This window comes from Caulobacter soli (assembly GCF_011045195.1).
Taxonomy (GTDB): domain Bacteria; phylum Pseudomonadota; class Alphaproteobacteria; order Caulobacterales; family Caulobacteraceae; genus Caulobacter; species Caulobacter soli.
This window is the reverse complement of sequence record NZ_CP049199.1, coordinates 2,045,853-2,057,778: the sequence shown is the minus strand read 5'-3', so window position 1 is coordinate 2,057,778 and position 11,926 is coordinate 2,045,853. Positions and strand designations below refer to the sequence as shown.

Below are 11,926 nucleotides of genomic sequence, written 5' to 3'. Positions count from 1 at the left end.
TCATGGCCGAGGCGAAAATTCACCTCTTCTCATATGGCACGCTGCAACAGGAAAAGGTGCAGGTCGAGACCTTCGGGCGCCGGTTGGAAGGCGGACCAGACGCCCTCCCCGGCTACAAGCGGGAGATGGTCAGGATCACCGATCCCCAGGTGATCGCCACCAGCGGCGCCGATCACCATCCGATCGTCATGCCCAGCGACAACCCGACAGACCTAGTCGACGGCACGGTGTTCGAGATCACCGCCGCCGAACTGGCGGCGGCCGACGCGTACGAGGTTTCCGACTACAAGCGCGTGGCCACGCGCCTAGCGTCGGGCAAGGACGCTTTCGTCTATGTGAAGGTCTAGATCTCCTCGACCAGCAGATCTTCGAAAAAGGCGCCGAACGAACGGATCGGGTGGCGGAGAACATCCTCTCTCACACCGCTCTGCCCAGCGCGCGCCAACGTCGAGTCCGCCCCGCCTCCGAGACAGGCGAGTTGCCCCTAGGTGGACACTCAGGACAACGTCGCTGGCGGTGATCCGTCGTCGGGCTCCACCCGGCGAACGTCCTTGAGCGCCTGCGCGAAAAACTGGATCTGCTCGTCCGAGTAGCCAGCGAGATTGCGCCGGATAATTCGGGCCGTTTCCTTGCGCAGGCTTCTGCACGCGGCCGCTCCGAGCGGCGTCAGCGCCAATTCCGTTCGACGCCCGTCGACCAGGCTTGGGCTCGTCTCGACCAGGCCGGCCTTGATGACCCGGTTCAATTCAATGGTGATCAGGCTGCGGCTGGTCTTGAACGCCGTGGCGAGGTCCATCGGCAGCCGCACGCCGCTGGCGATCATGCTGAGCATCCAGGCGCCGCGCGGCCCCAGGTCGTACTGGCGAATGACGCCCTGGGCCGCGGCCTTCAGGGCCGCATTGGCGTGAGAAAGGCCGTCGAGCAGTTGGCCCAGTTCGGCCCACTCGCGCAATTCGGCGGCGGCGTCCTCGGCGACACGATCCTTGTCCTGGGCGCCGGCGCGCGCCTTGGCTGTCATCAAAACGGGCTCCGGTCAGGCGGCCGCGGAGGGACCGCAGCAAGTCTCCATACCGTATCGCGCACCAATATCTCACACGCTCCCCGTGTGGAAAATATTTTAATTAAAATGTTTACCCATCTCCGACGGTCATGCACTCTTTCGCCAACAGCAAAGGCGCGATCGCAAGGCGGCTTGGACAAGGGATGGCGGCTTTTCGGGCCGCTCCGCCAAGCGCCCACCAAAGCGCCGGCTGCAATGAAATAAGCGGCGTGGCTGTGACGGCACGGGCCCGGGATTGAGGCGAGGGATGGTCTGATGCTTGGAAGGCTTGCGGCGATGTTCGAGACCATCGCGGGCAATCCCACGCTCCTGTGGGTGACGATCTTCATCGTCGCCGGCTTTGTCGCCGGGGTCCTCAACGGCTTCTTCCGCCGACGCAAGGTTCAGCCCGGCGTCTTCCGGTGGAAGCAGATGGGCATCGAGATTTTCGGCGTCACGGTCAGCACGATGCTGAACGTGATCTTCCTGGGCGCCTTTACGAAGTACCTGCATTCACTGGGCTGGCTGACCTACAACACCGCGCCCGCGGCCTGGTGGGTCATCACCCTCGAATACGCCGCCTTCTTCGTCCTGTTCGACACCTGGTTCTACTGGTGGCATCGCCTGATGCACATCGAGCCCATCTATCTGATCGTGCACCGCTGGCACCACTTCTCGACCACGCCGACCGTGCTCAGCACGTTCTCGGTCACCCCGCTGGAGTCCTTCATCAACGGCGGGTTCATTCCGCTGTTCACGGCCGCGCCCTTCCTGCTCGGCATGCCGATACACCAGCAGACCGCCCCCTTCATCGGCCTGACGACCGTGCTGATGGGCGTCTATGTGCACAGCGGGTTCGAGTTCCTGCCCAGGTGGTGGAACAAGTCCTGGGCGACGAAGTGGTTCATCACCGCCACCTTCCACGATCAGCATCATCAGTTCTTCCGGTACAACTACGGGGGCTTCACGACGATCTGGGACCGGATCTGCGGAACCATGCGCTCCAAGTACGAGCATGATTTCGAAAACCCCCGGGCCTTGAAGCGCGAGGAGCAGCGCATCCGCGCCAGGCAACAAGCCGCCGCGGGCGCGACCGCCGACCTCCAGGCCCCCTAAACCCAACGCGTTTATCGCGGGGGCGGCTTTGCGCCGCCGCCTTGCCCGACGCCAAGTCCAAGCCCGGGAAATCCGGTACACAAGATGATCGTCGGCGCCACGACGCGGTCGACAGAAAAACAAGAAGGGCGCCGTTCAGCGTCCGACGCCACGAGGGAACGTCGATGACCTATTGGTCTGAATTTCGCGCCGGCTGGCGCGCGCTGGCCGCCGCCGCGCTCGGGCTGGGGACCGGTCTTTCGACCACCGGCGTCATCACCAGCATCATGGCCCCGCACTTCCTGCAGGACCTGCATTGGACGCCGGCGGCCTTTTCGCAGGTCGGCGTGGTCGCCATCGTGATGGCGGTCTTCATTCCCATCGCCGGCCGGCTGGCCGATGTCTGGGGCGTGCACCGCACCGCCGCGATCGGCATCATCACCCTGCCGCTGTGCATGATCGCGCTCAGCCGGATGACCGGCGACATCCGCCAGTATTACATCATCTTCGCCCTGCAATCGGCCTTCTGCGTTACCACCACGGCCACGGTGTTCAGCCGCGTCGTCGTCGCCCATTTCGAGCGGGCGCGCGGCCTGGCCCTGGCCGTGGCCGCTTCGGCGCCCGCGGTGACGGGTGTCCTGGCCGGCCTTTTCCTCAACCCGTTCGTCGAGGCCCACGGCTGGCGCGCGGGCTACCTGGTAATGGCGGCCGTGACCCTGCTGTGCGGCGGGATCGCCCTGTGGCTTCTGCCCTCCTCGCGCAAGAACATCGTCGCCGAACCCGACACGGCGGTCATCGCCCCGCCGCGCAAGCGGGCCTGGGCGGACTATCCCCTGATCCTGAAGACCCGCGCCTTCTGGATCCTCATCGTCGCGATGATCCTGTGCAACCTCTACCAGACCCTGGTGCAGTCGCAGATCAACCTGGTGCTGCTGTCCAAGAACGTCGACAAGGTGGACGTCGGCGCGATCATCACCGCGTTCAGCATCGCCATGATGTTGGGCCGGTTCGTCTGTGGCGCGGCCATCGACCGCCTGCCCGGCCAAGTCGTCGCCGCCATCGGGATGGGCATGCCCTGCATTGGCCTCTTCCTGCTGGCGTCCGGGGTCAACACAACGCTTTCGGCGACGATCTCGATGGTCTTCATCGGCCTGGCCGTCGGAGCCGAGGGCGACCTGATCGGCGTCCTAGTGGCGCGCGCCTTCGGGGTGGCGGTCTACAGCAGCGTGATGGGACTGGTCACCGGCGCCATCAGCATGTCGGTCGCGGCCGGCGCGCTGCTGCTGGCCATGACCCAGCGCCAGACCGGCAACTTCGACACCTTCCTCTACATCACGGGCGCGGCCGTCGTGGCCGGCAGCCTGATGTTCTTCCTGCTTCCGAAATCGGCGACCGTGGTGCCGACCCGCATGGCGCCGGAACCCAAGGCCGCCTGAACGCGAAAGGCGCGGGCCGATAGGGCCCGCGCCTTTTGCTCCGTCTTTCGAAACACCGCCCTCCCCGGCCTTGGCCAGGGAGGGCGAAGTTCTTCAGGCCACCCGGTCGTGCCGGGAGAACATTTCCAGGATGTCGCCGGAGGTCACGGGGCGATTGTCGCCCTCGCTAAGCGGGCGCGCCCCACCGCTTGATTTAGGCGAGATGTCCACGCCCGCGGCCTTGGCCTTGGCGCGCAACGCTCCAACCGTCAGATCCTTGCGATCGTGGTGTTCGAACGGGTCGAAGCGAAACCACCGCATCGCGTTCTTGTGCGTCACCTTGTCGATCTGCTCGCGCGTCAGGTGCTTGACCGTCGGCCACAGATATTCCGGCACTTCGGGCCACAGGGTGTCGGAGTGCGGGTAGTCGCACTCGTAGGCGATGTTGTCCTCGCCTATGTGCTGGATGTTCTGCAGCCCGAACGCGTCGTCGATGAAGCAGTTGAGGAAGTGGCGCTTGAAGGTGTCGCTGGGCTTCATGGTCCCAGGGAAGCGGGAATTGGTCCAGGCCTTGTGCCGGGCGTTGGAGAAGTCCGCGCGCTCCATGAAATAGGGCACCCAGCCGATGCTGCCTTCGGACAAGGCGATGCGCAGGCTGGGATATTCCTGCAATGCGTCGAGCTGAAGCCAGTCGGCCGCGCCCACGGCGATGGTCATCGGCATGGTCGAGATCCAAGCCTCGATCGGCGTCTCCATCGAGGCGTGCGGCGCGGGATTGCCGCCGCCGATGTGGAGGCAGATCGTCATGTCCAGGTGGTTGACCGTCTTGAAGAACGGCTTCCAGTAGGCGTTGTGGATGCTGGGCAGGCCGATCACCGTCGGGTTCTCGTTGATCGAGATCGCATGGCAGCCCTTGGCCGAGACCCGCTTCATCTCGGCGATGGTGGCGTCCATGTCCCAGCACGGCAGGATGGCGCAAGGGATGAAACGGCCCGGATAGGCGCCGCACCATTCGTCGATGTGCCAGTCGTTGTAGGCCTGCAGGTGGCGGATCGCCAATTGCCGGTCAGGCGCCTTGCTCAAGCGGCCGCCGGCGAAGTCGAACACGCTTCCGAAGTTCAGCGAGGCGGCGATGCCGTTGACGTCCATGTCGCCGATACGGGCATGAACGTCATAGACGCCGGCCCGCAGTTGCTGGAGCGAATTGGGCTCCATGCCGTATTCCTCGGGCGGACGGCCCACGACGGCGTTCAGCCCCACCGATGGGAACTTCAGGCCCTGATATTCCCAGAAATCGGTGCCCTTCGCCGTCTGCCGCAGCTTGGGCGCGCTGGCCAGCAGGTCGCCGGACAGGTGGCGGTCGAACAGGTCCGGCGGTTCGCTGATATGATCATCCACGCTGATGATCACGAGGTCATTCATGTCCATGGTCGTCCCCTTGCCGCCCAGCGGCCTTGGTCGTTGATGGGAACTGGCGTCGCCAGCCTAGGGTTGTCCCGCGCGCAGTTCGACGAACAGGCCTTCGGCGTCCGCGCAGAGCGTGTCGCCGTCGCGCAGTTCGCCGCGCACGAACTTCTTTCGTCCGTCGACCGACGTGACCGTCGCCGTGGCCTGCAGCTCCCTGTTGATCGGCGTGATGGCGCGGTAGTTCACATGCAGGTAGGCCGTGCGAGCGATCGTCGAAACATCGACATTGACCGGCAGGCCCAGCAACTCATCGAACAGCAGGGCCACGACGCCGCCGTGGGCCGCGCCATTGGCGCCATGATGAAAGGCCCCGAAGGTGACGCGCGCGCGTAGCGACAAGGCGTCCTGGTGATCGATGATGAAGGCCGGGCTGACCACCTGGCCGCGCCCCGGAACGTCCTGAACGCGGCCGAACGTTCGCTCGCTTTCCGGGACGCGCCTCGGGCGCAGACGTTCGGTCCATTGCTGGAGATCCTGGTCCAGCGCCAGGGCCTGCGCCTCGTCCAGTCCCGCGTCGGCCAGTTGATCGAGGAAGCCGCGCAACGTGTCGATCATGTCCACATAGGCCGGGCTGACCGAGGGGCCGGGCCTGCGCCCGAGAGGCGAAGGCGCGCCGCTAGACATGGCCGCCCCGCCCGCGGTTGGCTTCACACCGCAAAGCTGTAGCCCCCGTTCACCGGATAGACTTGGCCGGTGATGAAGCTGGCCGCGTCGGAGCACAGGAACAGCGCCAGCGCCGCCACATCGTCGGGTTGGCCAAAGCGGCGGACGACGTAGCGCGACAGCTGCTTCTTGACGCGGTCGCTTTCCATGAACGCCGCGGCCTGCTCGGGCTCCATCGGCGGCATGATGGTCGACAGCGATATGGAGTTGCAGGTGACGCCGTAGCGGCCGGTTTCCTTGGCCAGGGCGCGCATGAACCCGGCGGCCGCGGCCTTGGCCGCCGAATAGGCCACCAGCCCCGCCTCGCCCACGCGCCCGGCGTCCGAGACGATGGTGACGATCCGCCCCTTCCCCGCCTCGATCATCGCGGGAACGGCGGCGTGCGAGCAGTTCATCACGCCGAAGGTGTTGGTCCGGAAGAAGCGGTCCCAGTCGCGTGGCTCGGTCGTCCAGAACTCCGGCGACATGCCCATCCGCGTATCGGGACCGGCGTTACCGGCGTTGTTGACCAGCAGGGTAACGGGGCCGAGGGTGTCGGCGGCCCGGGCGAAGGCCGCGCGGATCGCCGCCAGGTCGCCGACGTCGGCCGGGGCGGCCATCGACGGCACGCCCAGGGCGGCGATCTCGTCGGCGACGGCTTGGGCGCGCTCGGGGACGTAGTCGTTGACCACCACGCCGCCGGCGCCGTGACGCGCCAGGGTGAGCGCGATCTGACGTCCCACGCTCTGGCCCGCGCCGGTCACGAAGGCGACCTGACCGCCAAGATCCAGGGGATCGTCACCAATCATTTTCACTCCTACCCTAACCGCACGCCCGGCCAGGCTTGATCGCCCAGGTCCATCGCGTCGCGCGCGTCGCGTGCTCCGTTTGTCGCGTGAACGACGAAGAGCACGCCGGTTTTGTCCAGGCTACTGGCGGCCGACACGGCATGGCGCAGCGGCGATAGTTTGGCTCAGGTGCGATTTTCGAGGCGCGGAGCATCGCCGGGACGCTACGCCAGACGACGCGGCAGGATGATCGGCGACCGGGCCCTGAAGGCGCGCGGCGTGACGCCGGTCTCGCGGCGGAAGGCGGCCGAAAAGGCGGCGGGCGTGGCGAAGCCGATCTGGCCGGCGATCTCGGCGATCGACAGGCTGGACTCCGACAGCAGCCGCTTGGCCCGCTCGACGGTCAGCTCCTGGACAAAGGCGGTGATCGTCCGGCCGGTCTCTTCGCGGAAGGCGCGGGTAAGCTGGCGACGGCTGAGACCGCAGAGATCGGCCAGCTCGGCCGTCGTCACTGGCCCGACGCCGTCGCGGATGCGCTCTTCGATCCGCTTGATGCGCCACAGCGGTAGCCCGCCCTTGCGGCTCAGGGTTTCGGCCGTGGCCTCCAGCCGGCGTCCGGCCTCGGCCAGCAGGGTCAGGCCCAGCCCCTCGACCATGACCTCGGAGGCGAAACGCGGGGCCAGGACCTCGGCGGCGATCCGCTCGAGGATCTGGCGCACGGCCTCGCTGCGGAACCGCAGGCAGTCCTTCAGCAGCGGGGCCAAATCGTCGCCCAGCACCGCCTCGTCGGGAAACAGCGGATGGGCGCGCACGAAGACGTTCAGGCTGTTCTGGGGGCCGTCCGCGCCCAGGCCGTTCAGGCGATAGCCAGCCGGAGCCACGAACACCTTGCCGTAATTCAGGTGCTCGTCGAAGACGTCGGCGAAACATCCCATCGACGCCGCCGGCCGGGGGATCAGGCTCATGTCGAAATAGTGGACGTCGGGCGAGTACCAGTTGCCCGAGACGCTGAAGTCGCGGTCCAGGTCGATGATCATCGCCGTGACCGTCGGGGTGTCGATCCGTCGGACTTCCATGCGCCGGGCCGGCAGCTTGAAATCACCGATGGCCCCCACCGCGCCGGGGGCGCCGAGGAAGCCCGTCGATCCGGGTTCGGCTGTAACGACCGCGTAGCTCACTGTGCGACCTCGACACGCCCCACAAGGGCGATCGAGTGTCCACCGACCACGCCATGCGGACAAGTCTCGGCGGCGTGCGGAACCCGCGCCTTGTCGCTACGGCAGCGTCAAAACGGTGGGGCGATGTCTGAAGACGCGTGAGTGAGCCGAACTTTCGCCAAACGGTCGTCGCCGTCCGAGCGCGGATGGCCCGCCTGCCCAAGGCATGCAATTCCACTGACCACGGAGCCGCGCCTCAAGGCCGGCCGACAATAAAACGACGCTCATTTGAGCGCGGAAGAGACAGACATGAAAGTCGGCTTCATCGGACTGGGCAGCCTCGGCGAAGGCATCGCCCGGCGCATCGCCCGCAGCGGCTTCGACCTGGTCGCCTACGACATCAGCCCGGCGGCCATGACGGCCTTCGACGAGCCAGGCGTCGAGAAGACCCCCGACGCGATCGACGTGGCGCGGAAGGTCGAGGCCCTGTGCGTCTGCGTGCGCATGGACGCCGACGTCCAGGACCTGGTCGGCGACGGCGCGCTGTTCAAGGCGCTCGGCGACGGCGGCCTGTTCATCATCCATTCGACGGTGTCGCCGGACCTGGCGCGCGAGGTGGCCAAGGCGGCCTCGGCGTTCGGCGTGTCGGTCATCGACGCCGGCGTCTCGGGCGGTTCGCCGGCCGCCCTGCGTGGCGAGCTATCGGTCTATGTCGGCGGCGAGCCCGAGGCGATCGAGCGGGCGCGTCCGCTGATGGAGTCCTACGCCAAGTCGATCCTGTGCCTGGGGCCGTCCGGCCGGGGCATGGAAGGCAAGCTGCTCAACAACCTGGTCAGCATCGCCAACTACGGCATGGCGGCCGCAATCCTCGACCTGGGCCAGCAGCTGGGCTTCGACCGCGACGAACTGCGCGCCGCTCTGATGGCCGGGTCGGCCGAGGGCTTCGCCATGAAGGTGGCGCCGGGCCTGCTGCGCCCCGAAGGCGCGGCGGCCATGCGCCAGCTGCTGGGCAAGGACGTCGACCACGCCCGCGAGCTGGCCTCCAACACCGATCCGTCGATGGCCGCGCTGCTGCACGCCGCCGACTCGATGCTCGATCGCCTCAGCAACATCCAGGCCGCCGCCGAACAGGCGCGGCAATAGGGAGACCCCGATGTCCGAATTCCTCAGCTACAAGAACAAGCGGGTCGTCATCACCGGCTGCTTCTCCGGCATGGGCGAGGCGACCGCCAAGCTGCTGCTCGGCCTAGGCGCCGAGGTGCATGGCCTCGACTACCAGGAGTGCACGTTGCCCCTGGCCTCGTTCAACCGCCTGGACCTGCGCGATCCGGCCTCGATCGACGCGGCGGTCGACCGCATCGAGGGCAAGATCGACGCGGTGTTCAACTGCGCCGGCGTGCCCTCCACCTTCGCGCCGATCGACATCTTCAAGGTCAACTACATCGGCCCGCGCCGGCTGACCGATCGTCTCCTTCCCCGGATCGTCGAGGGCGGCGCGATCGCCTGCATCGCCTCGACCGCCGGGTTCGCCTGGCAGCGCTCGGTCGCCGACCTGACGCCGCTGCTGGCCATCGTGTCCTACGAGGAGGCGGTGGCCTGGTGCGAAGAGCGCCTGAAGGGCCCGGGCGACGCCTATTCGCTGTCCAAGGCGACGATCATCATCTGGGCCCAGTTGCACGCGGCAAAGCTGATCAAGCGCGGCGTGCGCATGAACTGCACCCTGCCCGGCCCGACCTCGACGCCGTTCATGGAGCAGCAGTCGACCATCACGCCCGATGCGGCGATCGACGCCTTCACCCAGCCGATCGACCGTCGCTCTCTGCCGGTCGAGCAGGCCTGGCCGCTGGTGTTCCTCAACAGCGACGCGGCCAGCTACGTCAACGGCGTGGCCCTGCCGGTCGACGGCGGTTTCGTCGGCGCGGTGGCCACCGGCGCGATCGACCTGGCCAAGCTGTTCAGCACCAACCCCAAGGTCAGCTGAGCCCTCTTCGCCATCATCCCACTCGAATTGGAGCCCGCCATGACGTCCCAGGACATGGCCGATCGCTACTACGCCCGCATGGGCGACCATGACCTGGAAGGCATGGCCTCGCTGTTCACGCAAACGGCCGTCGTCGTTCTGCCGGACGGCCGCGAACTGGCCGGCCTCGACGCGATCCGGGGCATGTACACCCAGATCTGGGGCGCGGCTCCTTCGCCTTCGCCCCAGGCCTTCATCGCCGGTCCGAACGGCGTGGCGGTCGAGATCGAGACCCACCTGCCCGACGGCTCCAGCCGCCGCACGGCCAACTTCTTCCACCTCGACGCCCAGGGGCGGATCGAGCGTCTCAGCATCTACCGGCGCGGCTGATGGGCTTCCAACCGCTTGCGGGCGTTCGCGTCCTGGACTTCACGGCCATGCCGCCCGGGGGGTTCTGCACCGTCAGCCTGGCCGACCAGGGCGCGGAGGTCATTCGCGTCGAGGCGCCGGCCGACAAGGGCAAGCCCAGCCTGGTGGTCCGCCAGGTCGCGCTCAGCCGGGGCAAGCGCTCCATCACCCTGGACCAGCGCAATCCAGCCTCCATCGAGATCCTCCGCCGCCTGGCGCGGACGGTCGACGTGGTGGTCGAGACCGCCAAGCCCGGCGCCATGGAGGCCCGTGGTTTCGGCTACACCCAGGCCCGCACCGAAAACCCGAAGCTGATCTGGTGCTCGATCACCGGCTTCGGCCAGACCGGTCCCTACGCCGAGCGTCCGGGCCACGACCTGTCCTACCTGGCCCATTCGGGCCTGCTGGGCGCGCTCAAGTCCGACTTACCCTGGCAGCCGGAGATCTCGCTGTCGCTGCAGGCCGGCGCGCTGACCGCCGTGATCGGCATCCAGGGCGCGCTGCTGCAACGGGAGCGCACGGGCGAAGGCTGCCATCTGGACATCAGTCTGTCGGAAGCGGCGACGTGGCTGCTGACCTGTGGGATCAATCCGCTGTCGGATCGCCCCTACGCTATCCCCGCCAGCCCGGACCGCAAGCTCTACGAATGCGCCGACGGCCGCTTCGTCGCCGTCGCTTCGGCCGAGCGGCGGACCTGGGACGCGCTCTGCGACGGGCTGGGCCTTCCCGATCTGAAGCCCGCCCTGCACCAGGCCACGGAGGCCGATCGCGCCACCGAGGCCCTTTCGCAGGCCTTCCGGGCGCGCCCGGCGGGCGAGTGGGTCGAACGCCTGTCGGCGGCCGGCGCGGCGGTGACCCTGGTCAACCACGCCAGCCAGTTGCTCGACGATCCGCAGGTCCGAGCGCGGGCCGCGGTCGTCCAATGCGCCGACACGCCCACGCCCGCCAATCCGGTGCGGCTGATGGGTCCGGACGGCAGCCACGGCCAGACCAACGTCACCCCGCCGGTCCTGGTGGGCGACGACACCCACGCCGTGCTGGCCTCGGCCGGCTTCACCGACAGCGAGATCGCCGATCTCGCCGCCGCCGACCTGATCTGACACCGCCATCCGCCCGGAGGAACCCATGCCCGCCTATCTGATCGCCTTCCGCGAAAGCCCCGTGCGGGATCCCGATGAAATGGCGCTCTACAACGCCAAGGCGCGCCAGGGACCGGACGGCCAGTGGACAATCAAGCCGCACGTCTTCGAAGGTCCGGTGACGACGCTCGAAGGTCCCGCGCCCGACGCCGTGATCGTGCTGGAGTTCGAGTCCGTCGAGGCCGCCAAGGCTTGGTACGACAGTCCCGGCTATCAGGCCGCCCTGCCCCACCGACAGAAAGCCGCCGACTATCGCATCGTCATCGCCGACGGCGTCGCGCGCTGATTTCGACCGACCTCAGGAGACACCCGATGCTGGAAGGCCATCACTATCAGAACGCCTACGTCACCCGCGACATCGACAAGTGGGTGGCCGCGTTCGAGCAGCGGGCCAAGATCGATCGGCTCCTGCGCTACGAGGGCACGACCTCGGTGAGCACGCCGCAAGGTCCGGCCACCCAGACCAACAAGCTGGCCTTCATCTGGGTCGGCGACCTGCAGTACGAGCTGATCCAGCCGATCAGCGGCACGGTCGACCTCTACGACCGGGACCTCCCCGAGGGCGACGGCCTGCACTTCCACCATATCTGCATGCGAGTTCCGGACTGGACGTCGTTCCGGGCCCGCGTCGACCAGCAGCCCTATCCGGTCGTCCTGGAGGGCGGCGGGGACGCGCTGCGCTTCGTCTATCTCGATGCCCGGCCGTTCCTGGGCCACTACCTGGAATACACCTGGATGACCGACGAACGCTGGGGCCAGATCGGCGGTCCGACCGCGCCTGGCGCGCGCTGATCGACGCCCCTCACCAACAGGAAC

14 protein-coding genes are annotated in these 11,926 nt (G+C 67.3%); 9 read left to right on the top strand and 5 right to left on the bottom strand.

All coding sequences use genetic code 11. The features are described 5' to 3' along the window. Positions 1-2: 2 nt before the first annotated feature. Positions 3-347: a gamma-glutamylcyclotransferase family protein gene (locus tag G3M62_RS09770; RefSeq protein WP_165186589.1), complete on the top strand. Its 345-nt coding sequence runs from the start codon at positions 3-5 to the stop codon at positions 345-347. Positions 348-496: 149 nt separating this feature from the next. Here G3M62_RS09770 and G3M62_RS09765 read toward each other — a convergent pair whose 3' ends face one another. Then, a complete protein-coding gene (locus G3M62_RS09765; RefSeq protein ID WP_165186587.1) occupies positions 497-1,018 on the bottom strand; it encodes a MarR family winged helix-turn-helix transcriptional regulator in 522 nt (173 codons plus the stop codon). A gap of 297 nt (positions 1,019-1,315) precedes the next feature. On the opposite strand from G3M62_RS09765, the gene G3M62_RS09760 reads away from it, so the two are divergent. Together G3M62_RS09760 and G3M62_RS09755 are read left to right on the top strand one after the other, a co-directional pair. Further along, on the top strand, positions 1,316-2,155 hold the full coding sequence (locus tag G3M62_RS09760; RefSeq protein ID WP_165186585.1) for a sterol desaturase family protein: 840 nt from the start codon (positions 1,316-1,318) through the stop codon (positions 2,153-2,155). 164 nt (positions 2,156-2,319) lie between these two features. Continuing rightward, positions 2,320-3,570, top strand: coding sequence for an MFS transporter (locus tag G3M62_RS09755; protein ID WP_165186584.1), 1,251 nt, complete (start codon positions 2,320-2,322; stop codon positions 3,568-3,570). 93 nt (positions 3,571-3,663) lie between these two features. Here G3M62_RS09755 and G3M62_RS09750 read toward each other — a convergent pair whose 3' ends face one another. From G3M62_RS09750 to G3M62_RS09735, 4 genes are all read right to left on the bottom strand, one after another. Next, complete coding sequence (locus G3M62_RS09750; RefSeq protein WP_165186582.1) at positions 3,664-4,977, bottom strand: amidohydrolase family protein; 1,314 nt, start codon at positions 4,975-4,977, stop codon at positions 3,664-3,666. Positions 4,978-5,034: 57 nt separating this feature from the next. Then, the gene (locus tag G3M62_RS09745; protein WP_165186581.1) at positions 5,035-5,571 is read right to left on the bottom strand and encodes a PaaI family thioesterase; all 537 of its coding nucleotides are present in this window, start codon (positions 5,569-5,571) and stop codon (positions 5,035-5,037) included. 92 nt (positions 5,572-5,663) lie between these two features. Then, entirely contained in the window at positions 5,664-6,467 is an 804-nt protein-coding gene (locus G3M62_RS09740) for an SDR family NAD(P)-dependent oxidoreductase (RefSeq protein ID WP_165186579.1), read from the bottom strand. Between the two features lie 203 nt (positions 6,468-6,670). Next, positions 6,671-7,624 carry an AraC family transcriptional regulator gene (locus G3M62_RS09735; protein WP_165186578.1) on the bottom strand — a complete coding sequence of 318 codons (954 nt, stop codon included), beginning with the start codon at positions 7,622-7,624 and terminating at the stop codon, positions 6,671-6,673. Between the two features lie 267 nt (positions 7,625-7,891). Here G3M62_RS09735 and G3M62_RS09730 point away from each other — a divergent pair, with 267 nt between their 5' ends. The 6 genes from G3M62_RS09730 to G3M62_RS09705 are packed head-to-tail and all read left to right on the top strand — an operon-like array spanning position 7,892 to position 11,902. Continuing rightward, the gene (locus G3M62_RS09730) at positions 7,892-8,746 is read left to right on the top strand and encodes an NAD(P)-dependent oxidoreductase (protein WP_281360093.1); all 855 of its coding nucleotides are present in this window, start codon (positions 7,892-7,894) and stop codon (positions 8,744-8,746) included. 10 nt (positions 8,747-8,756) lie between these two features. Next, a complete protein-coding gene (locus tag G3M62_RS09725; protein WP_165186574.1) occupies positions 8,757-9,584 on the top strand; it encodes a coniferyl-alcohol dehydrogenase in 828 nt (275 codons plus the stop codon). Between the two features lie 39 nt (positions 9,585-9,623). After that, a complete protein-coding gene (locus G3M62_RS09720) occupies positions 9,624-9,953 on the top strand; it encodes a nuclear transport factor 2 family protein (RefSeq protein ID WP_165186573.1) in 330 nt (109 codons plus the stop codon). Beyond that, positions 9,953-11,071, top strand: coding sequence for a CaiB/BaiF CoA transferase family protein (locus G3M62_RS09715; RefSeq protein ID WP_165186571.1), 1,119 nt, complete (start codon positions 9,953-9,955; stop codon positions 11,069-11,071). The genes G3M62_RS09720 and G3M62_RS09715 overlap by 1 nt, the downstream gene beginning before the upstream one ends. A gap of 25 nt (positions 11,072-11,096) precedes the next feature. Beyond that, a complete protein-coding gene (locus G3M62_RS09710; protein ID WP_165186570.1) occupies positions 11,097-11,396 on the top strand; it encodes a DUF1330 domain-containing protein in 300 nt (99 codons plus the stop codon). A gap of 26 nt (positions 11,397-11,422) precedes the next feature. Beyond that, a complete protein-coding gene (locus G3M62_RS09705; RefSeq protein WP_165186568.1) occupies positions 11,423-11,902 on the top strand; it encodes a VOC family protein in 480 nt (159 codons plus the stop codon). Positions 11,903-11,926: the final 24 nt, after the last annotated feature.